Consider the following 26,367-nt stretch of genomic DNA (forward strand, 5'->3'; position numbering starts at 1 on the left):
TTCGTGTGTCTAGATAGATAATGTTTATGCAGCGCAAATAGGAGACGGGGTGACGGAGTTGGCTGACAAGCGGGACTATTATGAGGTGCTCGGCGTCGGGAAAGACGCAGGCGAGGAAGAGATCAAGAAAGCGTATCGTAAAATGGCGCGCCAATACCATCCGGACGTAAACAAAGCGGCGGATGCGGAAGATAAATTTAAAGAAGTGAAGGAAGCTTACGACGTACTTAGCGATGATGGTAAGCGTGCTACGTATGACCGACATGGTCACGTAGATCCGAACCAAGGCTTTGGCGGCGGTGCCGGTGATTTCGGCGGCGGCTTCGGCGATATTTTCGACATGTTCTTCGGCGGCGGCGGCGGTGGACGTCGTGATCCTAATGCCCCGCAGCGCGGGAATGACTTGCAGTACACGATGACAATCGAATTCAAGGAAGCGGTATTCGGTAAGGAAACGGAAATTACGATTCCACGTACCGAAACTTGCGACACTTGCGTAGGTTCTGGAGCGAAGCCGGGTACGAAACCGGAGACGTGTTCCGTTTGTCGCGGCACAGGTCAGCAAGAAGTGGTTCAAAATACGCCGTTTGGCCGTATGGTGAACCGCAGAGCTTGTTCGAACTGTAATGGCGCGGGCAAAATCATCAAAGAAAAATGCGGTACTTGCCATGGCGCAGGTAAAGTGAAGAAGCAGCGCAAAATCAATGTGAAAATTCCTGCCGGTGTCGATGAAGGCGCGCAAATTCGCTTAAGCGGCGAAGGTGAGGGCGGGTCACGCGGAGGCCCGGCCGGGGACTTATATATCGTAATTCGTGTGAAGCCGCATGATTTCTTCGAGCGTGAGAACGATGATATTTACTGCGAAGTACCGCTGACGTTTGCTCAGGCGGCTCTTGGCGACGAGATCGAAATTCCGACGCTGACTGAGAAAGTGAAGCTGAAAATTCCTGCAGGTACGCAAACCGGCACTTATTTCCGTTTGAAAGGAAAAGGGGTTCCTCGTCTTCGCGGTTACGGTCAAGGCGATCAGCATGTGAAAGTAACTGTCGTGACGCCGACTGCCCTTAACGATGAGCAGAAGGAATTGCTTCGTCAGTTCTCCGGCGTTGGAGCAGCAGGCGGCAGCACGGATGGCGGACAGCAAGAACACCATGAATCGATCTTCGAGAAGATGAAGAAAGCATTCCGCGGCGACTAATCGGTTAAAGCATAAGATCGCAGCCACTTGTTTATGCTAACTTTCGTGTCCGAATCATCCTCTACATGAAGGAGCATAACCAACCATGAGCGATCAAGACTTGGAGAAACAAAATTTCGCAGAGCTGCCGATCGGTAAGAACGAAGATGTGGAATTTTCAGCGGAGCTGGCTGACGAGGAAGATAAGAAAGCCATGCAGCGAGCCGCAGAGGCGGACGCCAGAGCGCAGAAGAAATGATGAGGCTGTTACTTGTATGACAGTCATCCATGCAACATTTCAAGATGGAGATGGAGCACGGGAGGCGCAGCTTAAGCTGATGGCTCTGCGGCTTCAGGTGGATGGCGGCGCTGACGGCGCCTCGCTGACTGCCACCGTCGGTGATGATCTGGTCGACCGCGCACTTCATTTGATCGAACAAACCGGCGGAACAGCTAATTTGTGAGCAATAGGATGTAGATACCTTACCTGCAATGATGTCGGGGTAGGGTATCTTTTTTTTATTCTTGTGAAACGTTTCAACGTATGGCAAAATGAACGATAGCTTGAAGTTTTATGAGGAGGATTAGCATGCCGGTAAATTTCAAAGGTGCTACGCAAGAATATCCCGAGTGGAGCGAGCTAAGCCATTATGGGATAAACCACCTTAAGGTCGGGGATATCGTTCAGCTGCATTATCATGATGCGAATGAATACTGGATCATTATAAGCGGTAAAGGAACGTGCACAACGGAAGGCGACACATACGAAATCGGTGCCGGAGATATGGTTCTCACGAAACGCGGAGACGAGCACTCCTTAGTCGTTACTGAAGAGATGGTTGCCGTTTATATTTATGGCATTATGCCTGAAGGCGGCCGAGTGGGTTACCTATTCAAGGATAAAGGAGATGCAGCACAATAATGACATTGAATATCATTCAAGTCGGCCTAGGTATGCATGGGTTTGGCGTTGCGCTCCATTTCGTGAAGCAGTCCGTAGATTTCGCTTATGCAGGTGTAGTTGAAATCAATCCGGCTCGTCTGAAAGAATGTGCGGCAGAGCTCGGCGTTGCGGAAGAGAATTGTTATACCGATTACTTGGAAGCGTTCGCATCCTGCGAAGCGGATGCCGTGTTTGTAACCGCAGCTTCCCCTTATCATTATGCAATTTGCAAAGCGGCTTTGGAGAAAGGGCTTCATGTGCTGGTTGAGAAACCGTTCGTCCTCGATATCGGCGAAGCTTGTGAGCTCGTTGAGCTTGCGAAACAGAAACAGCTCATTCTGATGGTCAGTCAAAACTATCGCTACCAGAACCATGTCCTTTCGCTGAAGAAGGCAATTTCTGAGATGGGGAAACCGTTGTTTGTGCAGGCTCAGTTCTTCTATGATCATTTTGGCAAGGACTATCAGCAGGTAATGGAGAACTTCATGCTGCTTGAGATGGCTGTCCATCATGTGGACATGATTCGCTACTTACTGGAATCCGATATTCGGACCGTGTCGGGCAAAACGTGGAATATCGAAGGAAGCATGTACAAGGGTCATCCGAACGTACAGGCAAGTATGGAGCTGGACAACGGAATTCCTGTCTTCTACTTAGGCAGCCTCGTATCCAAGGGTCTATCAACACCTTGGGAAGGCGACTGGCGGATTCAGTGCGAGAACGGATCGATCCATTTGGATGATCTCGGACAAGGCTATGGCGTGTATATCGTGGACCAAGAGCAGAACAAACGATTTATCTCCTATGCAGACGGTCCGCTGCCGGATACTAAGCAAGGCATTCACAGTGTTTTGTCAGAGTTTGCCGCGCGGATCAAAGATGGAGCAGAACCATCTATCTCGGGCCGAGATAATTTGCGTACTTTAGCTGCCCTGATAGCCATCGGCGATTCCTCTCGCACAGGAGAAGTTACGTATCCGGAGAGCTACATTGCTACTAAGTAAGGATGTGCATGACAAGTCTCTGCTGCCGAAGTGCTGCAGGGGCTTGTTTTTTTGTGTGAAGCCTTTATCTGGTGTAGAATAGACAAGATAGGTTTAAAATGACAAAGAGGAACGATAACACGATCAGGGGGATTTACAAAGTGAAATGGCATGAACTGACAATCTCGACGACCGAAGAAGCGATCGAGATGATTTCCAACTTCTTGCATGAAATGGATGCCGACGGCGTATCCATTGAAGAATCAGGTACACTGAACAAACAGCGGGACACATCGCTCGGCCAATGGTATGAGCATCCGCTTAACGATATTCCCGAAGGCCAGGCAGTTATTAAAGGGTACTTCTCGGAGCTTGATACGGACATCGACGCACTCTTGGCTATCTTGCCTGAGCGAATCGATCAGCTTCGCGAATTCGATATCGATCCCGGTGACTATACCATTACGAAGGCACTGGTTGACGAAGAAGACTGGGCTAACGCATGGAAACAATATTTCAAACCGATCCGAGTGTCGGAACGTTTGACGATTAAACCGACTTGGGAAGAGTATACGCCTTCACCGGAAGAGCGCATTATTGAACTCGATCCAGGTATGGCTTTCGGAACAGGTACACACCCGACAACCGCGCTTTGCCTGCGTACGCTCGAGACGGTAATCAAGGGCGACGAAGAAGTTATCGATGTAGGGACAGGTTCCGGCATATTGGCTATCGGCGCCGTTCTGCTAGGCGCACGCCGCGTGCTTGCCCTTGATCTGGATCCGATTGCAGTTACCTCTGCTACGGAGAATACACGACTAAACAAGCTGGAAAATGATATTCAAGTGCATCTAAGCGATCTGCTGGGGGTACTGAACGCAGATGGCAATACGACGGATAAGCCGCTGAACGTGACCGTACCGGTCGATGTAGTTGTGGCTAATATCTTGGCTGAAATCATCCTGCTGTTCATCGACGATGTTTATGCAGCGCTTAAGCCGGGCGGCACCTATATTGCATCGGGTATCTTTAAGAATAAGGAAGATGCCGTTGCGGAAGGTCTTGAGCAAGCCGGCTTTACGATTATCGATCGTCAGCGTGACCAGGACTGGCTCGCTTTCATCGCGAAGAAACCGGAGTAAGCTTACGCTCTGCAAAATGGTGTAGGAGGGTGAACGGTGTCGGACTTTTTGTGGTATCCGATTAAAGATTTACCTTTTATTTTTCTAACGATCATGATTGCGTTTACCGTTCATGAGTTCGCTCATGCCTACAGCGCCTATAAATTCGGCGATCGCACTGCGTACGATGCCGGTCGGGTAACATTGAATCCTCGCGTCCATCTCGATATATTCGGGACCATTCTGATCCTGATTGCAGGATTTGGATGGGCCCGGCCCGTTCCGGTTAATCGGAGCCGCTTTAAGTATCCTCGGTTGATGGGCATCGTCGTTTCGGCAGTAGGGCCGCTCAGTAATTTGTTGATCGCTGTCATTGGCATCCTTGCTGTCTATCTCGTGAATGAGACTGGTTACTTGGACTCCGCATCGCGCGGGGTTCAACAAGCTATCGGGCATTTTTCATATTATTTAATTACGATCAATATCCTATTGTTTCTATTCAATCTCATCCCGGTACCGCCGTTGGATGGGTATCGGATTATTCAAGATTTGGTTCCGCTCAAGGTGAGAGTCCAGATGGATCAGCACGCACAGTGGGGAATTTTCATTTTCCTGTTAATTGTATTTATTCCCTCGCTGCGGCAGGAAACGCTTGATCCGCTCTTTTCATTATGGGTGAACATTTTTTTGTACTGCCGAGATACGTTTGAGCTGTTCTTCACGCCGGTGGATTGGTCCACCCTCTGGACGGATTTCTTCGTGTAGTATCTAGTGACGCCGCGAGCTGGAAAATGTTTAACGACCCTAGCGGAGCGAGTGTAAACCGTGTATGATGTAGGTTGGAGTTTTGACACAGCCCTTGGGTTCAGCGGGACTGTGATTTGACTGGAAAGGTTCTACCGAAGATGCAACGATATTTTGTCACGCCGGAGCAGTTTACTGACAATTTGGTTGTTCTTACAGGCGACGATGCTCATCATGTTACACGCGTGATGCGAATGGAAGCGGGAGATACCATTATTGTAAGTGACGGCCGCATACGTGTCGCGGAAGCGACGATTCGCGCTTTAACACCGGGCAAAGTGGAAGCTGAGGTTTCCGAATGGATGACCATGAGCGGTGAACCGACTTGGTCGGTGACGGTAGCCCAAAGCTTGCCGAAGGGCGATAAAATGGAGATTGTCATCCAGAAGGGGACGGAGATCGGCGCAGCAAGCTTCGTGCCGTTCCAATCCCAGCGGATGATTGTTCAATATGATGAGAAGAAAGAAGCCAAGCGACTTGACCGTTGGGGCAAAATCGCGAAGGAAGCCGCCGAGCAGGCACACCGAAGTCGCATTCCGGTTATTGAGCCGGTAGCGTCATGGCGGGAGCTGGTCAAACGCATTCCTGAGTACCACTTGGCGTTGTTTTGTTATGAGAAGGAAGGCGGTGGACTTGGTTTGCGTGATGCAATCCAGGCGCGCCGAGGAACGGCAGAAGGCTGGAGCAATGATGAGCCGCGCAATATTCTGCTCATTGTTGGACCAGAAGGCGGCTTCACCGAACGTGAAGCCGAGGAAGCAGAAGAGGCCGGTGCCGTCATTATCGGTCTTGGCAAGCGAATCTTACGCACGGAAACCGCTGCGATGGTTGGACTCGCCTGCCTCATGTATGAATCCGGAGAAATGGGAGGCGTTTAACAACTATGCCATCGGTTGCTTTTTACACATTAGGCTGCAAAGTTAACTTTTACGATACGGAAGCGATCTGGCAGCTGTTTAAGAAGGAAGGCTATGAGCAAGTCGACTTCGAAACAACTACTGCTGATGTCTATCTGATCAATACTTGTACAGTAACAAATACGGGGGACAAGAAGAGCAGACAGATTATTCGTCGCGCCATTCGTCGTAATCCGGATGCTGTTATTGCGGTTACGGGCTGTTATGCCCAAACTTCACCTGCCGAAATTCTGGCTATTGAAGGTGTCGATCTAGTCATCGGAACACAGGATCGGGACAAGCTGATGAATTATATTACGGACCTGCAGAATGAGCGTCAGCCCGTGAACGCGGTTCGCAATATTATGAAAACACGTGAGTTCGAGGAACTGGATGTGCCGGATTTTGCAGAGCGTACGCGTGCGTTCCTTAAGATCCAAGAAGGCTGCAACAACTTCTGCACCTTCTGTATTATTCCATGGTCACGTGGATTGTCACGCAGCCGTGAAGCGGAAAGCGTCATTAACCAAGCTCGTCAGCTGGTTGCATCCGGGTACAAAGAAATTGTACTGACAGGCATTCATACCGGCGGTTATGGTGATGATATGGAGAACTACCGTCTATCTGACCTGCTGTGGGATCTTGACGCGATTGAAGGTCTTGAGCGGATTCGGATCAGCTCTATCGAAGCGAGTCAAATCGACGAAGCGATGATCGACGTGCTGAACCGTTCCAGCAAAATGTGCCGTCATCTTCATATCCCGCTGCAATCCGGGGATAACGATGTATTGAAGCGGATGCGCCGCAAGTATACCGTGGAACAGTTTGCCGAGAAAATCAAGCTGCTGCACGAAGCGATGCCCGGCGTTGCGATTACGACGGATGTTATCGTTGGGTTCCCCGGCGAAACGGACGAAATGTTCGAGAACGGCTATGCGTTTATGGAGCAAATGGGTTTCGCCGAAATGCATGTATTCCCTTACTCCAAACGGACGGGTACGCCTGCCGCGCGCATGGAAGATCAGATCGACGACGAGCTGAAGAACGAACGCGTTCATAAGCTGATTGATTTGTCCGAGCGGATGCAATTGGATTATGCGAAGAAATACGTCGGTGAAGTGCTTGATATCATTCCAGAGCGTGAGCACAAAGGCTCGGAAGGTTCCGGTCTGATTATGGGCTACTCCGATAACTACATCCAGGTTGTATTCGAAGGTTCGGAATCGCTGATTGGCGAGCTGTGCAGAGTGAAAATCACGGAAGCCGGCGTCAATGAGTGTCGCGGACAGCTTGTACGCGTATTGGATACTCATACGGCGTCTACTGCCCGTGTCAAAGCTGCGCCGCAGCAACAGCCGCAAGCCATGCAGGCGTAAACTTGTACGAATCAATAGCATGCAGCGAGGATTCTTATGCGGCCCGGACAGGGCTGCAAGAGAGTCCTTGCTCTACATAAGAGCATAATATCCAAGAAACGCGAAGGGGGAACGCAAAATGAAGGAGATTTCAGCAGGTGGCGTCGTGTTCCGTAAGGTTGGCGGTGAGCTGCAGGTGCAGTTGATCCAAGACCGCTATGGCAAGATATCGCTGCCTAAAGGCAAAATGGAACCGGGCGAAACCATTGAGCAGACAGCCCTTCGCGAAATCGTCGAGGAGACGGGAATGGAAGGCGTCATCGTTTCGCCAATAGATCAGATCAAATACAAATACAACCATGAGTCCAAGGGACTTGTGGATAAAGAAGTTCACTACTATCTCGTGGAAGCAGTAGGCGGTAAGCTGCAGGCGCAAGTCGAGGAAATTCGAGGCGTAGAATGGTTTGAACCGATGGAAGCATGGCGCAGGCAGAAGCAATCCGGCTATAACAACAATGATCGGATTCTAGCCGGAGCGCTGCGCCTGCTTGGATTGAATGTTCAAAGCGGCGGCTGATTCAGGTTGCGGACAGTTTCCTTAAACGGGGAAGGTAGCAGATCGGTAAGGCAATCAACGAGCACAGGACATTAAAGATCGTCTGGGCGTGGGCAATTTGACTGGCCGGCGATGATGTTAGTGAGGCCGCAAGGGTGCCGAGTTCACCTGCGAATGGGGCAAACAAGGCTGCTCCGCCGACGTTTAGGAGCACATGCGCCCAAGCAACGAATCGGCCGGATGGCGTACCTCCAAGTGCTGCGAGTACGGCTGTAATACAGGTGCCGACATTGGCGCCGAGGACAATCGCGATGCCAACATCGAGCGGCATGGCGCCGGACTGGGCGAGGCCCATAACGATGCCGATTACGGCGGCGCTGCTGTGAACGGCAGCTGTTAACACAACGCCTGCTGCCAGTCCCCATAGTACGCTGTCTTCCGCACGACTCATGAAGCCTTGGAAGAATGGGGTAGCTTGTACGGCAGGGGCAACGGATTGCATGAGCCCGATTCCAATCAACAGCAATGCGAATCCGCCTGTCACGACAGACCCGTTACGGAAGGGATTCAAGAAGCGGCTAACAAACTGTCCTGCGCGACTCCTGCTGCCAAGGCCAACCTCGCCGAAGAGGGCGGTTAGCAGCCAGATGACGAGAGAGATTTGGAGCAGCGGCCATCCAAGGCTGCCTAGGTTCAGGCCGATCAGCTCGGTCGTTAAGCAGGTGCCGATATTGGTGCCTAGTATAATGCCGAGCGTACGCGGAAATGTAAGCACGCCGGCATTAACGAGGCCAATTGCGATTACGGTAACGGCTGTGCTGCTCTGCAGTACAGCCGTTGTTGCTGTCCCGACAAGCAAACCGTGCAGCGGTGTGGCAGTGGACCTGCGCAGCACGTCCTGCAGCCGATGGCCTACAGAACGATGCATAGCCAGCTCCATCGCTCTCATGCCGAGCATGAAAACGATAAACCCTCCCAGTACGCGGGCTGCGATCATGATTAACATGGCAGTAAGCTCCTTTAACAAGATTAACGATACATATGCAGTAGATCGGACGAGCATGACTAGATCGGATGATCGGATCAGGTAAGCGATAGAAAGGATGAGGCTACATATGGAACGCGCGAAAGCGATATTGCAGCGTGACCGCAAGAAAAGATTGGAGGCCGGGCACCCGTGGGTGTTTGCCGGTGAGATAAACCGTGTCGAAGGAGAGGTGACTCCCGGAGATCTGGTTGAGCTTGTCACGCATCAAGGCAAATACTTGGCAACGGGGTATTGGAATCCCAAGTCGCAAATTACAGTTCGGGTTACATCCTATAAACCGATTGAAGCCATGGACGAAGCTTATTTCCGGGAACGTTTCATGCAATGCGCGCAGCATCGGAGCCGTTTTGTAAACGGTCATGATTGCCGGTTGGTGTACGGAGAGGCTGATTTTCTGCCGGGTCTTATCGTAGACCGGTTCGGTGGTGTGCTAGTCGTTCAATTGCTGACTTTAGGCATGGATATTCGCCGAGATGCGATTGTCGCGGCGTTAGTTGCTGTATTTGCGCCGCAGGGCATTTACGAGCGCAGCGATGTATCCGTTCGTGAGCTGGAAGGAATCGAGCAGCGGACAGGCGTTCTATATGGGGATTGTCCGCGTATCGTGGATATCCTGGAAAATGGCCTTCAGATGGAAGTGGATATCGTAGAAGGGCAGAAAACCGGTTACTTCTTCGATCAACGCGAGAACAGAGCTTCGATCGCACCATTGATGCTTGGCTGGGGAGCACGCAGCGGCATTCAATTGAAGGCAGTAGAAGAGGGCGAGCCTTCGTCGGCTCCTTCGGACGATACCGGAACATTGGCAGCTCTTAATGAAGAGAAGCTTGTCCCCGTCAATGCCAACGGCAAAGTAGTCACGTTCCCTTATTGGGATGGCGCAACGGTGCTGGAATGTTTTGCACATACGGGCAGCTTCACGTTGCATGCCTGCAAATATGGCGCGAAGAAAGTAACATGCCTTGACGTATCCGAGCATGCGATCGAAACCGCACGCCGCAATGTCGTTCGGAACGGCTTCGAGGAGCGAGTGGAGTTTGTTGTCGCGGACGCATTCGAATATCTTCGCAGACAAGTGAAGGGAATCGAAGAACGCCAAGAGCGCAGCAGCGCTAAGGCGGTGGATACCTCCAAGAAAATGGGAGAAGCTGGCCGGAAATGGGATGTAGTCATTCTTGATCCGCCGGCGTTCACGAAGTCGAAGAATGCAATTGAAGGCGCAGTAAGGGGCTACAAGGATATCAACCTTCACGGGATGAAGCTTGTGAATGAAGGCGGCTACCTGGTTACAGCCAGCTGCTCCTACCATATGCGTCCTGAGCTGTTCCTCGAGACGATCCAAGCGGCTGCGATCGATGCAGGAAAGACACTTCGCTTAATCGATTGGCGCGCAGCGGGCAAGGATCATCCCCAAATCGTGGGGGTCAACGAAGGCCATTATTTGAAGTTTGGGATATTCGAAGTGCGGAGCCGCTAGTATCAACTTGATTATCGTTTTAACGCCCCCTTAATTAAGCTCGCTTAATTAAGGGGGCGTTTTTTTGGGGCACCCACCATCAGTATCAACAATACCGCCACCACCCCAACCGAGATTCGTAACCCGGCAGCTAAACATTTGATTTGATTTCCGGCTGTCGGTTGCAGCCAGTTGGCACAAAGAACAATTTACCTTAACCGAAAACGAACAAATGTTTGTGTTTTGGGGTGAAACAAGCCGGGGCGTATGGTAGAATAGTAGAATCGAATAACGAGAAGAGGTTGGCGGATTATGACGCTCCGATTTGTAATTGGCCGGTCAGGGTCGGGTAAGACCCATTATTGTTTGGATCAAATTCGCAGCAGCGTGCTGGCACAGCCAGATGGGCCGCCGATCGTCATATTAGTGCCGGAGCAGGCAACCTTCCAAACGGAATATGCATTGCTGAACCATACAGAGCTTAGTGGTTCAATTCGAGCGCAGGCGCTCAGCTTCCGCCGTTTATCCTTCCGGATTATGCAGGAGACCGGCGGCACGGCACTGGTTCCAATCAGCGAGAACGGCAAGAATATGCTGCTTTACAAAATCGTCCACCGTCTCGAGGAGCAGCTGCAATTGTTCAAAGGCAGCGAATCCCAGCATGGATTTATTGAACGTCTGGGCGAGCTGATGACCGAGTGGAAACGATACGGGATCGGCACAGACGAGCTGTCCTCCTTCGTCGAAAGCCGTATGCCTCAGAAGGGCAGCTCGCTGCTAGGGAGAAAACTTCATGATCTACAAATGATAGCCTCAGGCCTTGAGCGTGAATTGGACGGGCTTTATGTCGATGCCGAGGATTATTTGAGCTGGCTGGTTAAAGGCTTTCATCAAGCGCCTTCAATGGAAGATACAGAGATTTGGGTAGATGGCTTTCACGGCTTTACGCCCAAGGAATTCGACGCGCTAGGCACGTTGATGAAGTACTCCAAAGGTATGACCGTGACACTATGTCTGGACAAGCTTTACGAACAAAGTGAGCAGCCGCATGAGCTGGACCTATTCCGGCCGACTGCGGAGACCTATATGAAGCTGCGCGATTTGGCAGTCGAGAACGGCGTGGAGTTCGAAGAGCCTGTCCTGTTAGGCGGAACACCTTACAGGTTCAAGGAAAACCCGATGCTTGCGCATTTGGAACGCCATTATGGCGGCAGGAAGCCGCTTAATCTTCCCGAGACTGAGTTGAATCAGGGAGGCGTATCACTCCATGCCGCAGCTAATCGCCGTGCAGAAGTAGAGGCGGTCGCTCGCGACATTACGCGCAGAGTACGTGACGAAGGGCTGCGCTATCGGGATATGGCCGTTATGGTACGGAATGCGCCGGATTACAACGATTATATTAAAGCCGTATTCGCCGATTACGGCATTCCCTTCTTCCTCGATCAGAAGAATGGTGCGCTTCATCATCCATTCGTCGAGTTTATTCGCTCTGCGCTGGAAATCGCGACGCATGGCTGGCGTTATGAAGCCGTATTCCGCTGTATTAAATCAGAGCTTCTCATTCCAGAGGATGGCAGCATAACGCGGGAAACGTTTGATTTGCTGGAGAACTATGCGCTTGCAGCAGGCATGAACGGCAACAGATGGACGACGCTCAGCCAGTGGAAGCCTTTAATGCGAGATACGCTGGATGGCGATCCCGTTCAAGCAGGCGAGAATGAGCTGCGAGAATTTGATGCTATAATGGCCGCCAGGGAAGCGGTTGTACCGATTCTGCGTAAATTCAGCAGAGAGATGAAGAAAGCTAGCAGCGTCAGACAAATGTGCGAGGCCATGTACAGACTGCTCGTCACAATTGAAGCGCCGGATCGGATGGAGCGCTGGAGCCGCAAAGCGATTGCGGATGGCAATCCCCTTCGGGCGAGAGAGCACCGGCAGCTGTGGGACGGCGTTATGGATTTGCTTGATCAGCTGACCGAAATGACGGGAAGCGAATCGATGCCGCTCGAGCTGTTCACGGGCATGGTGGAGACGGGACTTGAGAGCTTAAAGCTTGCATCCGTTCCGCCTTCGCTTGATCAAGTGTTGATCGGAAGCATGGATCGTACGCGCTCCGGTCACATCACAATTTGTTATTTGCTCGGAGCGAACGACGGCGTCATGCCGCAGCGCATGCAGGAGGATGGCGTACTGACCGAGCAGGAGCGTGAAACGCTGGAATACGGCGGACTTGTCATGGCGCCGGGCGTTCGTCGCAAGCTGCTGGATGAGCGGTTCATGATCTACAACGCGCTTACGACCCCAAGCGAACATCTGTGGATAAGCTGGCCGCAGTCGGATGAAGAAGGGAAAAGCTTGCTTCCTTCCGAAATTATTCGCCATATTAAAGGGCTCTTCCCCGGCATGATGGAGAAGGGAATCGCAGGCGAGCCTGTTCCGGCTATGCCGACGTCCGAGCAGCAAGCGTTTATGGCACATCCTGAACGAACGCTCTCATACCTAATCACGCAATTGCGGATTTGGAAGCATGGCGGCGAGATTGCTCCGCTTTGGTGGGAGGCTTACAACTGGTTTGCCGTTCGGCCGCAGTGGCAGGACAAGCTGCAGCGCCTCGTTTCTTCTTTGCAATATACCAATGAGGAAGTGACGCTTTCCCCGGAAACGGCTGAGCAACTATATGGAACGCTGTTGCGAGGAAGCGTGTCTCGGATGGAGCGTTTCGTGTCTTGTCCGTTTCAACATTTTGCGATACATGGTCTCCGTCTTCGTGAGAGAGCCCTCTATAAACTGGCTGCTCCGGATATCGGACAGCTGTTCCATGCTGCACTGAACCGGCTGACGGAAACGTTAGGCGACAGCTGGGCTTCGCTCACTCCGGAACAGCTGCGCGACGCTTCGACGGAGATCGTAAACGAGCTGGCAATGAGGCTGCAATCGCAGATCCTGTTCAGCAGCAACCGCCATCAATATGTAGCGCGCAAGCTTCGCGATATCATTAGCCAAGCTGCGGTTATTCTGGGTGAGCATGCAAGGCGGGCGCAGTTTAAACCGGTTGGACTTGAGATTGGCTTCGGGCCGCAAGGACCCTTGCCTGCGGTTACGATCCCGCTGTCCGACGGCAAAATGCTGGAGATGGTCGGCCGAATTGACCGTGTCGACGCTGCTCAGACGACTGATGGTCTGCTGCTGCGTGTCATCGACTATAAGTCCAGCGCGAAGCAGCTTCGCTTGGAGGAGGTTGCATACGGCATGGCGCTGCAAATGCTGACCTATCTGGACGTTCTGCTTACGCATGCACCGGAATGGCTTGGACAGCCTGCGAAAGCAGCAGGTGCGTTATATTTCCACGTGCATAATCCGATGCTGTCTACCTCTAACGGTATGCCGCCTGCGAAGGCGCGCACTGAAATACTGAAGCGATTCAAGCTAAAAGGACTGGTTCTGGCAGATGAAGAAACGGTCAGAATGATGGACGGTGCGCTTTCAACCGGTTATTCCGAGCTGCTGCCGCTTGCGCTGAAGCGTGACGGCGGCTTCTACAGCAGCTCGTCAGTCGTATCCGATGAGCAGTGGGGAACGCTGCGCCGTTCGGTGCGAGGAACACTTCGCCGAATCGGCGACCGGATCGCGGGCGGAGATGTTTCGATTACCCCGTATCGGCTGGGCAATAAGACACCATGTCAATTTTGCGCGTATAAGCCGGTGTGTCATTTTGATCCCTTGGTAGAAGGCAATTGCTATACAAGGCTGAACAAGCCCGGTAAAGATGAAGTTTGGGAGCTGCTCGCGAGCGGTGATGATGATGCAGGCGGTGCGGTTGATGTACAAGAAGATACAGGGAAGGAGCAAAAGTGATGACGACAACGTTACCCGGGAATACGACAATTCCGCCAAAGCCGATCGGAAGCACGTGGACGGATGACCAGTGGAGAGCCATCGTAACAGGCGGCAGTAATATCTTGGTTGCGGCGGCTGCGGGCTCAGGCAAAACTGCCGTACTGGTTGAACGGATTATCCGCAAAATCTCGGCAGATACCGATGTCGATCGGCTGCTTGTTGCGACCTTCACGAAAGCGGCGGCCGCGGAGATGAAAGAGCGAATTCGAATCGCCTTGGAGAAAGAGCTGGATCGAAATCCGGGCTCCGATCATCTGCGACGTCAGCTTGCCTTAATGGGGCGCGCCTCGATCACGACGCTGCATTCCTTCTGTCTGGATGTTATTCGGCGCTACTATTCGTTAATCGGACTCGATCCCGGATTTCGCATCGCCAATGAGACGGAAGCGGAGCTTCTGCGCATTGACGTGCTTGATGCATTATTCGAAGAGCGGTACGGGGAGCCGGAATCCGAGGAAGGTCAATCGTTCCTTCAGCTGGTTGACAAGTTCGGCGGGGAACGCGGCGATGAGCCGCTCTACGCGCTTGTTATGAAGCTCTATCACTTCTCGCAGAGTCATCCTTGGCCGAAGGTATGGCTGGAGGAGACGGCGAATGCGTTCCAAGTTCAGGATGCGGAAGAGCTTAGTCAAACCGAATGGGTGACGAGTTTGACGGATGCCGTATCGTTGTCCCTGCAAGGCGCAGTCAGCCTGCTGGAACAAGCGGAGGCTCGAACCTACCAGCCCGGAGGTCCGGATGCCTATGGCGAGACATTCCGAGATGATTTGGCGCTTGTTCGCTCGCTTCTCTATCGGGTTGAAAGTCAGCCATGGACCACATGGCATGAAGGGTTCACTTCTGCCAGCTTCGGGAAGCTGAAGAGCCAGCGCGGCGATGCATGCGACAAGGCGCTGCAGGAACAGGCCAAAGACTTGCGCGATCGTGCCAAGACAATCATCGCTGATTTAACCGACGAGCTGTTTACTCGTACTCCGGAGGAGTTTGCGGCAGAGCTAGCCGAGATGGCACCGCTTATGAAGACACTGGCTTCCCTTGCCGATCAGTTCGGCAGCCGGTTCGAAGCGGCGAAGCTGGAGAAAGGGCTCATCGATTTCGGCGATATGGAGCACTATTGCCTGCGCATATTGCGCGATGCTGATTCCACAGCCACTTCGTTAGTACCGTCAGCAGCGGCATTGGAATATCAGCAGCAGTTTCAAGAGATTTTGCTCGATGAATATCAAGACACGAATATGGTTCAAGAAGCGATTGTATCGCTAATCTCGCGTTCAGGCAGCGGGAACCGATTCATGGTAGGCGACGTGAAACAGAGCATCTATCGATTCCGCTTGGCGGAACCGGGGTTGTTTCTGCGTAAATATAAGAGTTATCACATGGCCGGTGAAGTGGACGCAGCAGCTTCGAAGGATGTACCTGACGAGCAAGGCAGCGGGGAGTTTGGCGTACGGATCGATTTGGCGCGAAATTTCCGCAGTCGGCAGGAAGTCGTGGATGGCGTTAACAATGTGTTCCGCGCCATCATGCGCGAGAAAGCAGCGGAAATGGACTACGATGCACGTGCCGAGCTGGTGTGCGGCGCAACCTATCCGTCTTCAAGCGAAGGCGGTTCTGCCGAGCGGTATGCGGTAGAGCTTGCCGTTCTTGACCGTGGCAAAGGGGAAGCGGCAGACCATTCCTCTGAATCGCAAGAAGAGACCGAAACGGAAGGCGAAGGCGTGTCGGCGGCTGAATCCGCGGAAGATTTGCAAACCGTACAGCTTGAAGCGCGCTATATTGCCAGTCAAATTGTTCGGCTGAAAGGCATGCAGACAGATGCCGCAAACGCAGAGCCCTTCGAGGTGTACGACGGCAAGAAGGGCCGTAAGCGACCGCTTGCTTGGCGAGATATCGTAATTTTGCTGCGGGCAGATAAGCAATGGGCGCCTGTCATTATCGAGGAGCTGCAGCAGCATGGCATTCCGGCTTATGCTGAACTAAGCAGCGGCTACTTCGAGGCGACTGAGGTCGAAACGATGCTTTCTTTGCTGCGCGTCATAGACAACCCCTATCAAGATATTCCGCTTGCGGGCACGCTTCGTTCACCGCTGGTTGGGCTGTCGGGGGAAGAGCTTGCTCTTATTCGAATCGCTGCGGGTCGCGTTTCCTATTTTGAAGCGGTCAGAAATGCAGCGGATGATCCCAATATGCCGGAAGATACGCAGCGGAAACTGCAAAGCTTCCTAGCTACACTTGAAGTGTGGCGGGGAGAGGCCCGTCAGGGATCGCTTGCCGATTTGCTATGGCGCATCTATCGGGAGACCGGCTATTACGATTTGGCGGGCGGTATGACAGGTGGACTGCAGCGGCAAGCGAATTTACGCGCGCTTCATGACCGGGCAAGGCAGTATGAGGCCACGACGCTAAGAGGTTTGTTCCGATTCCTGCGGTTTATTGACCGGATGCGTGAGAGCGGCGGCGACCTCGGAACGGCGAGAGCGCTCGGGGAACAAGAAGATGTCGTACGCATTATGTCCATCCACAAGAGTAAGGGACTGGAGTTTCCGGTAGTCTTCGCTGCGGGCCTCGGCAAGCAGTTTAATAAAAGGGATCTAAGCAGTCCATTCCTTATGCATAAACAGCTTGGATTCGGTCCTCGTTATGTCGATACGGAGCTGAGAGTCAGTTATCCGACATTGCCGCAGCTGGCGATCAAACAGCGTCTGGCGATGGAAACGTTGGCGGAAGAGATGCGGATATTGTATGTCGCGTTGACGCGGCCAAAGGAGAAAATGTTCCTCGTCGGAACGGTCGCAGACGCAGCGAAGCAGCTGCAGCGCTGGGAATCAGCCCTGGATGCAGGCGGAGGATTGGCGGATTTCCGAATCGCCGGCGCGTCTAGATTTCTGGATTGGCTCGGACCGCTCGCGATGGGAGCGGGAATACCGACTGTCATGGTAAGCGAAACGGATTACTCCGTGGTTGAAGCCGGAAGTGCGGAAGCGGTCGAACGTGTAGGAACATTCGAAAGTTTGGAAGTAGCTGAAAGTAATAAAACAGCCAGAGGCGCTGAGGTTATTGAGTCGTTGTTAGTTGGACAAGTTGGACACGAATCCGAGGCTGCGTTGCCAGTTGTCGAGGCAACAGATGGTGATGGCAGGGTCATCTCCTTCCGCGATTGGCGGACTGCAGTCGTTCCTGCTTCAGTCCTCGGCCTTGAAGCGGCAGCGGGCACGGAGGAAGAAACGGAAGAGGCGGCGGCATTCGCTGAGCGCATGCAAGCTGTACAGGAGCTTGTTCCACTGCCTGAATCGCCGGAGGCTGCGGAGGAGATCGAACGTCGACTTAGCTGGCAGTATCCCTATACAGCGGCTACGATGACGGCAGCCAAAACATCCGTAACCGAGATGAAACGGCTGCATGCCGAAGCCGGAATGGATGAGGCGGCATTTCTGCTGCCGGAGCTTGCTGGAGACGACGGGTTAGCCGGCCTGGGTTCAGCGGAAGAAGCTGATTATCTTGAAGAAGCTTCAGAGATTGAGGCTGTACAGTCTTTCAATGCAAGTATAGGGATGGAGGAGCAGGTTGAGTTTCTTTTTGACGAAGAGTCTGTCAGTTTGGTTCAAGAGGAACCTCAGACTCGGCGTGTAGTAGAAGAGACAGCGGAACATAAAGGAAAACAAGCCTGCGATGGGGAGTATACCTTCCGTCTGCGCCGTCCGAAGTTTATGGAGGAAACTGCATTAACGCCAGCCGAACGAGGGATGGTCAGCCATCTCGTGATGCAGCATATCCCGCTGACGGACGAGCTGTCGGAAGACACGGTTAAAGCAACAGTAGCGAGTCTTCGAGAGCGTAATATGCTGTCTGCACAGCAGGCGGCGGCCGTGGATATCGCGGGTTCGGCGGCATTTTTTCAAAGTGAGGTCGGCCTTCGACTGCTTCGGGCACAATGGGTGCGCCGCGAGACACCGTTTAGCTGTACGTTCCCCGCCGATCGCGTTTATCCGAATGCGTCGCACCAATTGAGCGACGAGCCAATCCTCATTCAAGGGGTTATCGACTGTCTGTTCCAAGATGAAGCAGGCAGACTTGTGCTGCTAGACTACAAAACGGACCGGATTACGTTGAAACGATGGGCGGAGGCGGCGGAACGCCACCGTTTCCAGCTCACGCTGTATGCGGAAGCGATTCAGTCCATTATTGGACGCAAGATTGACGAATGTTACGTGTTCTTCTTCGATGGGGGAGAAGCGGTGAAATTGTTTTAATCAGAAGGGACGGGGAAACAAGCGATGCGCATACTGCATACGGCAGACTGGCACTTCGGGCGGTCGCTCGAGGGTCGCAGCCGATTAGAGGAACAAGCGGCTTTCGTAGACGAGCTGGCTTCTCTCGTTAAAGACGAAGAGATCGATTTGGTGCTGCTCGCAGGCGATGTCTACGATTCCGTCAACCCGCCGGCAGCGGCGGAGCAGCTTTTCTATGAAGCGGTTGCCCGATTAGCCGATGGCGGCAAGCGGACCGTAGCGGTTATCGCGGGCAATCACGATCATCCGGAGCGGGTGTCTGCATCTGCTCCGCTGGCAGCACGAAGCGGCATTCGGCTGGTAGGGATGCCGACAGACCAACCGATTATAGTCAATGTTGCCCGCACGGGAGAGCAAGCAGTTATTGCAGCCTTGCCTTATCCGTCGGAATCCAGGCTGCGCGAGCTGCTAAGTGAAGCGACCGATGAGGCGCTTCTGCGCACGGCCTATTCGGAGCGAGTGGGGCGGCTTATGACGCAGCTTGGTGGTGCTTTTCGCAGTGACACGGTGAATTTGGCGATGAGTCATATTTATGTGCTTGGCGGTTTGGAGACCGATTCCGAGCGTCCGATTCAAATCGGAGGCGCTTATACGGTGGATCCTTCCGCGCTCCGAATCGGTGCGCAATATGTGGCGCTTGGTCATTTGCATCGTCCACAGCGGGTAGCCGGGGATGAGACGATGCGTTACAGCGGTTCGCCGCTTGCCTATAGTTTCTCAGAAGCAGGCCAAGCGAAGTCGGTTACGGTATTTGATGCGGAGCCGGGTAAGGTAGTTGTGCCGCAGGAGATTCTGCTTAGCTCAGGCAAGCCGCTCGTGAGTTGGAACGCTAAGGGCGGTCTGGCCGAAGTATACAGCTGGCTCGAAGAAGGACGCGATGCGCGTGCATGGATTGATCTGGACGTGTGGATGACGGAAGCGATGACGCTTCAGCATATCCAGCAGCTGCGCAAGCTGCATGACGGACTGATCCATATCCGTCCGATCTATCCGGAATCTGCCGAAGCGCTGGAGTCAGGTGAACGTTCGCGTGAGCAGTTACCTGCCGAAGAACTGTTCAGACGTTTTTTTGCCAAGCAGACCGGAGGCGGAGAGCCTGATGATCAGACGGTTCAGTTGTTTTTGGAGCTTATTGCCGAAGAGGAAGATTTGCAAAGCGGCGACAATAGCGTAACTGACGACGAACCGGTGTCGGGAGGTGAGCGCGTATGAAGCCGATATCCCTTCGATTAAGCGGATTACAGAGCTACCGGGAACCGCAGGATGTCGATTTTGAACGGCTAACCGAAGCCGGCGTATTCGGTATCTTCGGTCCGACCGGGAGCGGGAAATCCAGTATTCTTGACGCGATTACGTTAGCTCTCTACGGCAAAGTTGAACGGGCTGCGAACGGGACGCAGGGCATTATGAATCAAGCGGAGAAAACGCTCGCGGTGTCGTTCACGTTCGAGCTCTCCGGTGCCGGAGAGAAGAAGCGTTTCCGCGTTGAACGGCAATTTAAGCGCGGCGGCGACGTGTCCGTCAGCAATACGATCAGCCGTTTCGTGGAGATTACCGAAGCGGGCGATGTCGTTCTCGCGGATAAACTCGTAGATGTGACGCGCTGCGTGGAAGCGCAGATTGGTCTTCATATGCAGGACTTCACGCGCGCGGTTGTTCTCCCGCAAGGGAAGTTCGCGGAGTTTCTGTCGCTGACCGGCAAGGACCGACGCTCCATGCTGCAGCGTCTGTTCCGTTTGGAGCGGTTCGGCGACGGCTTAGCGCTGAAGCTTAGCCAGCGCATGAAAGCGGCGGAAGCCGCGCTCAATGAGGCGGCGGCCGAGCAGCTTGGCCTCGGCGACGCTTCTGCCGAAGCGGTGGCTGCCGCGGAGGCCCGTTACCGCGAAGCGGCTGCCGCAGCCGCGGCAGCGCGCGCCGCGCTTGCCGAAGCGGAGCGGCTGCACGCGGAGCGCCTGCATGTGCGCGAGCGCCTGAGCGCGCTGCGCGAGAAAGAGGCGCTGCAAGCGCAGCTGCTCGCGGAAGCGCCGCGCGTCGCGGAGCTCGAGCGCGAGCTTGCGCGCCTCGCCGCCGCGGAGCGGCTCGCGCCCGCGCTCGGCGCAGCCGCCGCGGCCGAGGCGGCGCTGCGCGCAGCCGCCTCGCGCCGCGAGGCCGCCGGGCTGGCGCACGCCGCCCGGCTTGAAGCGGCCACGGCCGCAGCCGCCGCGCGCTCGGCGGCGGCCGCCGAGGCCGCGGCGGGCGAGCCGCGCCTGGCGCAGCGGCTCGAGCAGCTCGCGCAGGCGCAGCGGCTCGAGAGCGAAGCCGCCGCGCTTGCGCGGAGCGTCGCGGACGGCGAGCTGCGCGCCCGCGAAGCGGAAGAGCGCAGCCGCACCTACGGCGAGCAGGCTGCCAAGGCGCAGGAGATGCTCGGCAAGGCTGCGGCCAAGCAGGGCGAGCTGCGCCAGGAACTGAAGGCGGTGGAGCTTACCGCCGCGGACCGGGACAAGCGCAATGCGCTGAGCAAGAGGCTGCAGCAGCATAATCACTTGAATGCGCAAGCTTCGGCTGCGCAATCAGAACGGAACGCTGCGGTTGAGCTGCACAACCAAGCGAAGGTTCGGATGGAAACGGCGCAAGCCGAGCAGCGTCAAGCGGCGAGCGATCTTCACGGACAGCTCCGGCAATTGAAGCCGGTATATGCATCGTTGACAGGCTTGACCCATGAGCTGAGTGAATGGAGCCGGTCGCTGCCGCAGTGGGTGGAACGCGTCCGCCGGGAGCAGCGCGAACAGCAGCGGTTACAGCTGGCTTCGCAGCTGGCGGAAGGCTTGACGCAAGGCGAGCCGTGTCCCGTATGCGGATCATGTGTACACCCCGGTAATCATGGGATTGCCGACGAGGATCAAGGTTCCGCTGGCGATACGGTGCTTGCTGCTTGGGAGCTGGTGATTCAGCAAGCCCCGCAGCTGCAACTGCGCCTATCACCCTTGCATACTAAAGCCAGTACTGCAATGGATCGGCTAACCGATACGATCGATTCGCTTTCAAATGTTTCGCCTTCGTTTGACTCGGGATCTAGTGACTCTAACTCTATTGATTCTGATTTCAGCTCGACGAAGTTGTCAGATAAAGCAATGCCGGAGGCTGCCGCTGCAGCCGAGTTCACCGAAAGGCTTACATCGGATGATATAGCTTCTGACGAAGCGCTGGCAGCACATCAAGGAGCCTTTAAGGCCATCGCTGAAATGATAGCCATGCACGAAAACTGGCTTGCTAGTGCGGAGAAAGGTTTTGCCGGCAGCCGAGTCCGGTTCACAGATGCCACTCGAATAAGTGAACAGTTCTCCAACGACTATCGGACGCAAGCGGCACTTTCGGATCGCGCAGAGGCTCAATACGAGCAATGCGCGAAGGAACTGAAGCAGGAACAAGCTTTGTGGTTGGAGCAATTCGGAGCCGCCTTGCAGCCGTCGCAAGGGGATGAGCTTCTTCAAGAGCTGGAGCGTCGTGAAACAGCTGCACTTGAATTGCGAAGCCGCCTTGAGCGGAGCGTCAGTTACATCGAGGATACGACGCGGACGCAGCAAGAAAGTGCGAATCAGTCACAAGCGGCTCAGCTTGAATTCGCGACTCTGTCGGCAACGCTTGCCGGCCAGCAGCAGCAGTTAGGCGAGAAACGCGGCCAATTGCATAGCATTACTAACGGAGTCCTAGCAGCAGGTTTAATTACGGAAGCAGAACAAGAATTGTCTAGGCTGCGAGCGAATCTGAAGTCGCTCACCGATCGCCACGAAACCGCACAGCAAGCTTTGTCGGAAGCGGCGCAGCAGCGGAGTGCTGCTGAAGAGGCGGAATTCGCAGCTGACAATCGACATAAGGAAACAAGCGCGGCTTGGCAGGAAGCCTTAGCGGCGTCCCCGTTTGAGAGCAGCGAGGAAGTCATTGCTTTGCAGCCAATGCTTGTCCATCAATCCCGGATTAAAGAAGATATCGCCAAATATCATGAAGCGCAGCAGCAGTTAGCGGCGCAAGTGGAACTGCTTCGGGATCAACTGCAGGGACGCAGTCAAACCGATGAAGAATGGCTAGAAGCGGTTGCGCTGCTAGAGCAAGGCCGCGCGATGAATGAGAGCATGCTGCAAGCGGCAGCCAAAGCCGAACGGGATATGGACGAGCTGAAAGCGAAACAGGAACGGTGGAACGGCCTGGAAGCGAAACGTCTGGGGATGGAGCAGCTTTGCGGCAGACTGAAGTCGCTGCAAACCGTGTTCCGGGGGAATGCATTCGTAGAGTATGTCGCCGAAGAACAGCTGGTACAAGTATGCCGAGCTGCTTCAGAGCGGCTTAGCTTCTTAACGAAGCGCCGCTATGCGCTTGAAGTCGATTCCAGCGGCGGCTTTGTCATTCGAGATGATGCCAACGGCGGTATTCGCCGTCCGGTTTCGACGCTCTCCGGCGGTGAAACCTTCTTGGCATCGCTGGCGTTGGCACTTGCCTTGTCAGGTCAAATTCAGCTCCGCGGCAAATATCCGCTGCAATTTTTCTTCTTGGACGAGGGCTTCGGGACGCTGGATCCGGAGCTGCTGGATACGGTTATTACCGCGCTGGAGAAGCTGCATAACGATACGCTGTCCGTGGGCGTAATCAGTCATGTACCGGAGCTGCGGGCACGCTTGCCGAGACGGCTTATCGTTAAGCCTTCCGAACCATCGGGGCGAGGCAGCCGGGTCGAACTCGAAACGATGTGACGGAACTGTTAACGTTGCTCCATTCCGGTTGCATTCGCGAGCGGAAAACGCTAACTTAGTGAAGGGCCCTTACGGCCAAACCAAGCGTAGGCGCCAATCCTAATCGAACTAACCTTTTGGAGGTAACACCGTGGAGGAGCACAAGCCAAAACGACCGATTTTTACGCCAGTCGTCCTTATTTTGCTTACATTCAGTTTAATCGGCAACGTGTTTCTATACAGCCGTTCGATTCAACATGACAAGGATGAACGCATCAGCCGCGGTACGTCGATCCTGCAGTCCGGCAATGATGCCAAGCTTTACTTTGATCAAGTGACAGCTGGACTTGAGGATTTACTGAAGCATCAGGATATTCCTACCCGGTTGGCAGCCAAGAGCTTGCTGATTGCAGCGTACCATAAGAGCTCTGCCATCACGACTTTTATTAAAGAGGCGGAGACCGTGAGCGGCGCTGAATTCCCGGCACCGAAACGCAATGCAGCCACGTTCTTGGAGCAATCGGAGAAATCGCTGCAGACGCTAGGCAATCACACGGGTCCGTTGACGAATGAGGAACGAATCTACTTAAAATCGCTATTAGCCGTCAATCAAGCCTGCGCGGCAGAGATGGCAACCTTCAAGCATGATACGATATCCGAAACGACCTCGCTGACAATACTTGTCGATGAAGCGTGGGTCAATTCGGGGAAGAAGCTGGTGGAATTTATGAACAAGCCGGCGAATGTTATGTTTGGCAAGTAGATGGAGTAGGAGCCGCGTCAATCCCCATCCGGGATTCGGACAGCAAGCTCTAATGCAAGAAAGGCTGTTCTCCAAGTGCGATATTGCACTGGAGATCAGCCTTTTTCTCATTTCTTATACACAATCTCTTATATAACTCTCAATTCATACCCATCCCTAACTCCACAGCCTTGCTTCAATTCTTAATGCCCTTCGAAATAATCTCAACATCAACCTTCGTCTGAAAATCGGTTTTCGGATAAACAGTCTCCCAGTCGATCGATTTCCAATAGGCAGGATGGAAGGCGATCAAGTCTCGGCCGATGCCAAGTGCATCGGAATTCGAGCGCCGAAGCACTTTCGTAACCTGCTCGGTTTCAGCAGTTAGCAGGCCAGAGAGGCGTTTGTTTAAGTCTGCGATGACCTTTTTATCGGCTAGATTGTCCTTCCCGTATTCAATAACGGAAGCTTTGAGCGACAGCTGCAGCTTAACGGTTACGTTTCCTTCGGCATTAATCGAGACATGCTTGGAGCGTTTTAACTTCACGATATCGATGGAGATGTACTCCTTTATATCGCCAGGCGCGTTCTTCTCTCCATCTTCGAAGTTTCGGGTCATTACGCAGATACCTTCGAGCTTACCGCTTAGCAATAACAGCATCATGGATTGGTTGGTATTCAGGTGATACCCGGTATATTTGCGATTATTCATCAGTGCGACACCATCGATTTCAGCGCGGCTTCCGACCTTCTTCATGATGGGCAGGACCGAATCCCGGCCCGGATCGAAGAAGATGGGAAAGACGGAATGCAGGGTCACGTTTGGAATCGCTGTTTCATAACGCGCGCTGATGATGAGCTTTCTCAGATATTCGCCTGCCGTCGCCGACCCGAATCGTTCCAGTCGAATTAAGTCGCTGGCTTTGCCTTGCACGATCGCAACCATAGATAGCATCGGATCTGCGGAGCTTCGGAATGTGGCATCGAGCAGCGAGGCCAAGTCTTGGCGTGCCAGCTTATCGCTGATCAGCATTACTTGATTCTTGGAGGTGGCAACAGGGCCTGCCAATTGCACGCCGATTTTCTTATATAAGGATTCCTCCATCGTAGCGCCTGAGGCCGAAATAACCTCATGTGTCGGAGCAGATCGCTCCTTTCCCCCCGGAGATTGAATGGTCACGGTCGTCACAATCTCATTTTTATCGTTCAAATCCAGGGATGTAGCATAGATAAGCTGTAAGTTCTTTAATTCATTGTGGTAGCTGCACCCCGAAACCGTCAGTACGGAGAGCAGACACGTCAAGAGCAGAACGGTTCGCTTCATGCAGCCTGACCTTCCTTTTTACCCGTCATCCACGCAATTAGCAGCAGGACAACCGGGAATCCGAGTACGAAATAGGCTCCGTACTCAACCATTTTCGTTAAATGCTCGATCCCGGTATCCGATCTCCAGAACAATCCCGTCATACAGATGAGCGGAGTCATATAATAGATGGCCATTTTGTGTTTATTACGATGAAACAGGTAACCAAGCCCTCTCCCAGTCGCATACACATAGCTCGTTAATGTCGCCGTTACTTTGACCAGCCACAAGGACAGAAACAACAAATCGAGCCGCTCTACGAAAGGCAGTGAGATTCCATTCATGTAGTAAGGAACCGGCTGCGGCACGCGTCCAAGCGCTTCAGGGCTGAAGTTGAAGGAGCAGGTGAGCACAACGATGAGATAGAAGAATGCAGCTGACCCGTTTGCCCATAACATCGGAGCGACCAAGCTTTTCCCATTCTTTTTGACGTCCGAATTGATGACAAACAGAAGCTCAAAGCCGAGAAAAGAGATCACGGAGCTCTTCATCCCGAGCAATATGCCATTCCAGCCGCTATCACCGATTGGCAGCAAATAACGGTAATCAAAGTTATCTTGACCGAAGAACAGCAAGGCCAGCATGAGGATGAGGATAAAAGAGATTAATGTATGGTAACGCGCGATAATAGGAGCGCTTTCCTTGGCGAAGTAGAGGAGGATGACGCCATTTGCAATGATTACAAGCCAAGGATTGGAGAAAGGCAGAATCCATAATTCAACGAACACCATTTCCAGAAGAAGGATCAAAGTGGAAGTCATCGTAAAATAGGCGATATAGACGATAGTCACCAGGTTCCCAAACCACTTTCCAAGCAACAGCGGCGCGAATTCAAATAAACTTTTCTGTGGGAATCGGGAGCATAGTGCTATATAACCAAGCAGGAGAAGCTGAATGATGACACCTGCCAGAAGTACAGAGATCCAACCGTCTCGACCGGCCGCAAGATGCAGCGCATAGGGGAAAGCCAGTACACCGATCCCGACTTGCGTTTGCAAAATAAATCCGAACAATTGAAAGCGTGACATGCTGGT

At 53.4% G+C, this 26,367-nt stretch carries 19 protein-coding genes; 16 read left to right on the forward strand and 3 right to left on the reverse strand.

Annotation, left to right across the window (positions count from 1 at the left end; genetic code table 11):
- Nucleotides 1-58: 58 nt before the first annotated feature.
- The 10 genes from dnaJ (at nucleotide 59) to AC50Y3_RS10345 (ending at nucleotide 7,856) form a co-directional block, all read left to right on the forward strand.
- Complete coding sequence (dnaJ, locus tag AC50Y3_RS10300) at nucleotides 59-1,198, forward strand: molecular chaperone DnaJ (protein ID WP_494819220.1); 1,140 nt, start codon at nucleotides 59-61, stop codon at nucleotides 1,196-1,198.
- An 85-nt stretch (nucleotides 1,199-1,283) separates the two neighbouring features.
- Nucleotides 1,284-1,436, forward strand: coding sequence for a YfhD family protein (locus AC50Y3_RS10305; RefSeq protein WP_494818685.1), 153 nt, complete (start codon nucleotides 1,284-1,286; stop codon nucleotides 1,434-1,436).
- Nucleotides 1,437-1,452: 16 nt separating this feature from the next.
- Nucleotides 1,453-1,641: a hypothetical protein gene (locus AC50Y3_RS10310; protein WP_494818686.1), complete on the forward strand. Its 189-nt coding sequence runs from the start codon at nucleotides 1,453-1,455 to the stop codon at nucleotides 1,639-1,641.
- Nucleotides 1,642-1,766: 125 nt separating this feature from the next.
- Entirely contained in the window at nucleotides 1,767-2,099 is a 333-nt protein-coding gene (locus tag AC50Y3_RS10315) for a cupin domain-containing protein (protein WP_494818687.1), read from the forward strand.
- Nucleotides 2,099-3,124: a Gfo/Idh/MocA family protein gene (locus tag AC50Y3_RS10320; RefSeq protein WP_494818688.1), complete on the forward strand. Its 1,026-nt coding sequence runs from the start codon at nucleotides 2,099-2,101 to the stop codon at nucleotides 3,122-3,124. The genes AC50Y3_RS10315 and AC50Y3_RS10320 overlap by 1 nt, the downstream gene beginning before the upstream one ends.
- Before the next feature lie 140 nt (nucleotides 3,125-3,264).
- Nucleotides 3,265-4,245 carry a 50S ribosomal protein L11 methyltransferase gene (gene prmA / locus AC50Y3_RS10325; RefSeq protein WP_494818689.1) on the forward strand — a complete coding sequence of 327 codons (981 nt, stop codon included), beginning with the start codon at nucleotides 3,265-3,267 and terminating at the stop codon, nucleotides 4,243-4,245.
- A 36-nt stretch (nucleotides 4,246-4,281) separates the two neighbouring features.
- Nucleotides 4,282-4,989 (forward strand): site-2 protease family protein, encoded by a 708-nt coding sequence (locus AC50Y3_RS10330; protein ID WP_494818690.1) that lies wholly within the window; start codon nucleotides 4,282-4,284, stop codon nucleotides 4,987-4,989.
- Between the two features lie 140 nt (nucleotides 4,990-5,129).
- Complete coding sequence (locus AC50Y3_RS10335) at nucleotides 5,130-5,906, forward strand: RsmE family RNA methyltransferase (RefSeq protein ID WP_494818691.1); 777 nt, start codon at nucleotides 5,130-5,132, stop codon at nucleotides 5,904-5,906.
- Nucleotides 5,907-5,911: 5 nt separating this feature from the next.
- A complete protein-coding gene (mtaB, locus tag AC50Y3_RS10340; protein ID WP_494818692.1) occupies nucleotides 5,912-7,300 on the forward strand; it encodes a tRNA (N(6)-L-threonylcarbamoyladenosine(37)-C(2))-methylthiotransferase MtaB in 1,389 nt (462 codons plus the stop codon).
- Nucleotides 7,301-7,418: 118 nt separating this feature from the next.
- Complete coding sequence (locus tag AC50Y3_RS10345; protein ID WP_494818693.1) at nucleotides 7,419-7,856, forward strand: NUDIX hydrolase; 438 nt, start codon at nucleotides 7,419-7,421, stop codon at nucleotides 7,854-7,856.
- Nucleotide 7,857: 1 nt separating this feature from the next.
- Here AC50Y3_RS10345 and AC50Y3_RS10350 read toward each other — a convergent pair whose 3' ends face one another.
- The gene (locus AC50Y3_RS10350; protein WP_494818694.1) at nucleotides 7,858-8,841 is read right to left on the reverse strand and encodes a Na/Pi cotransporter family protein; all 984 of its coding nucleotides are present in this window, start codon (nucleotides 8,839-8,841) and stop codon (nucleotides 7,858-7,860) included.
- Between the two features lie 109 nt (nucleotides 8,842-8,950).
- Between AC50Y3_RS10350 and AC50Y3_RS10355 the strand changes: the two genes are divergently transcribed.
- The 6 genes from AC50Y3_RS10355 (at nucleotide 8,951) to AC50Y3_RS10380 (ending at nucleotide 23,991) form a co-directional block, all read left to right on the forward strand.
- Nucleotides 8,951-10,360 carry a class I SAM-dependent rRNA methyltransferase gene (locus AC50Y3_RS10355; protein WP_494818695.1) on the forward strand — a complete coding sequence of 470 codons (1,410 nt, stop codon included), beginning with the start codon at nucleotides 8,951-8,953 and terminating at the stop codon, nucleotides 10,358-10,360.
- Between the two features lie 291 nt (nucleotides 10,361-10,651).
- Entirely contained in the window at nucleotides 10,652-14,194 is a 3,543-nt protein-coding gene (addB, locus tag AC50Y3_RS10360) for a helicase-exonuclease AddAB subunit AddB (protein ID WP_494818696.1), read from the forward strand.
- Nucleotides 14,194-18,486 carry a helicase-exonuclease AddAB subunit AddA gene (gene addA / locus AC50Y3_RS10365; RefSeq protein WP_494818697.1) on the forward strand — a complete coding sequence of 1,431 codons (4,293 nt, stop codon included), beginning with the start codon at nucleotides 14,194-14,196 and terminating at the stop codon, nucleotides 18,484-18,486. The genes addB and addA overlap by 1 nt, the downstream gene beginning before the upstream one ends.
- A gap of 24 nt (nucleotides 18,487-18,510) precedes the next feature.
- The gene (locus tag AC50Y3_RS10370; protein ID WP_494818698.1) at nucleotides 18,511-19,737 is read left to right on the forward strand and encodes an exonuclease SbcCD subunit D; all 1,227 of its coding nucleotides are present in this window, start codon (nucleotides 18,511-18,513) and stop codon (nucleotides 19,735-19,737) included.
- On the forward strand, nucleotides 19,734-23,249 hold the full coding sequence (locus AC50Y3_RS10375) for an AAA family ATPase (RefSeq protein WP_494818699.1): 3,516 nt from the start codon (nucleotides 19,734-19,736) through the stop codon (nucleotides 23,247-23,249). Before AC50Y3_RS10370 ends, AC50Y3_RS10375 begins: the two co-directional genes overlap by 4 nt.
- A gap of 130 nt (nucleotides 23,250-23,379) precedes the next feature.
- On the forward strand, nucleotides 23,380-23,991 hold the full coding sequence (locus AC50Y3_RS10380; RefSeq protein ID WP_494818700.1) for a hypothetical protein: 612 nt from the start codon (nucleotides 23,380-23,382) through the stop codon (nucleotides 23,989-23,991).
- 175 nt (nucleotides 23,992-24,166) lie between these two features.
- Here the strand turns inward: AC50Y3_RS10380 and AC50Y3_RS10385 are convergent, their stop codons facing one another.
- A complete protein-coding gene (locus AC50Y3_RS10385) occupies nucleotides 24,167-25,294 on the reverse strand; it encodes a Ger(x)C family spore germination protein (RefSeq protein ID WP_494818701.1) in 1,128 nt (375 codons plus the stop codon).
- Entirely contained in the window at nucleotides 25,291-26,361 is a 1,071-nt protein-coding gene (locus tag AC50Y3_RS10390) for a GerAB/ArcD/ProY family transporter (protein WP_494818702.1), read from the reverse strand. Before AC50Y3_RS10390 ends, AC50Y3_RS10385 begins: the two co-directional genes overlap by 4 nt.
- Between the last annotated feature and the right edge of the window lie 6 nt (nucleotides 26,362-26,367).

This window comes from Paenibacillus sp. J22R98, assembly GCF_059383835.1.

Coding starts and splice junctions, on each gene's coding strand:
- AC50Y3_RS10335 (WP_494818691.1), top strand. CDS start 5,130: ATGCAACGATATTTTGTCACGCCGGAGCAGTTTACTGACAATTTGGTT.
- AC50Y3_RS10310 (WP_494818686.1), top strand. CDS start 1,453: ATGACAGTCATCCATGCAACATTTCAAGATGGAGATGGAGCACGGGAG.
- AC50Y3_RS10390 (WP_494818702.1), bottom strand. CDS start 26,361: ATGTCACGCTTTCAATTGTTCGGATTTATTTTGCAAACGCAAGTCGGG.
- addB (WP_494818696.1), top strand. CDS start 10,652: ATGACGCTCCGATTTGTAATTGGCCGGTCAGGGTCGGGTAAGACCCAT.
- AC50Y3_RS10350 (WP_494818694.1), bottom strand. CDS start 8,841: ATGTTAATCATGATCGCAGCCCGCGTACTGGGAGGGTTTATCGTTTTC.
- AC50Y3_RS10385 (WP_494818701.1), bottom strand. CDS start 25,294: ATGAAGCGAACCGTTCTGCTCTTGACGTGTCTGCTCTCCGTACTGACG.
- AC50Y3_RS10370 (WP_494818698.1), top strand. CDS start 18,511: ATGCGCATACTGCATACGGCAGACTGGCACTTCGGGCGGTCGCTCGAG.
- mtaB (WP_494818692.1), top strand. CDS start 5,912: ATGCCATCGGTTGCTTTTTACACATTAGGCTGCAAAGTTAACTTTTAC.
- AC50Y3_RS10355 (WP_494818695.1), top strand. CDS start 8,951: ATGGAACGCGCGAAAGCGATATTGCAGCGTGACCGCAAGAAAAGATTG.
- AC50Y3_RS10305 (WP_494818685.1), top strand. CDS start 1,284: ATGAGCGATCAAGACTTGGAGAAACAAAATTTCGCAGAGCTGCCGATC.
- AC50Y3_RS10375 (WP_494818699.1), top strand. CDS start 19,734: ATGAAGCCGATATCCCTTCGATTAAGCGGATTACAGAGCTACCGGGAA.
- AC50Y3_RS10345 (WP_494818693.1), top strand. CDS start 7,419: ATGAAGGAGATTTCAGCAGGTGGCGTCGTGTTCCGTAAGGTTGGCGGT.
- AC50Y3_RS10315 (WP_494818687.1), top strand. CDS start 1,767: ATGCCGGTAAATTTCAAAGGTGCTACGCAAGAATATCCCGAGTGGAGC.
- addA (WP_494818697.1), top strand. CDS start 14,194: ATGACGACAACGTTACCCGGGAATACGACAATTCCGCCAAAGCCGATC.
- AC50Y3_RS10320 (WP_494818688.1), top strand. CDS start 2,099: ATGACATTGAATATCATTCAAGTCGGCCTAGGTATGCATGGGTTTGGC.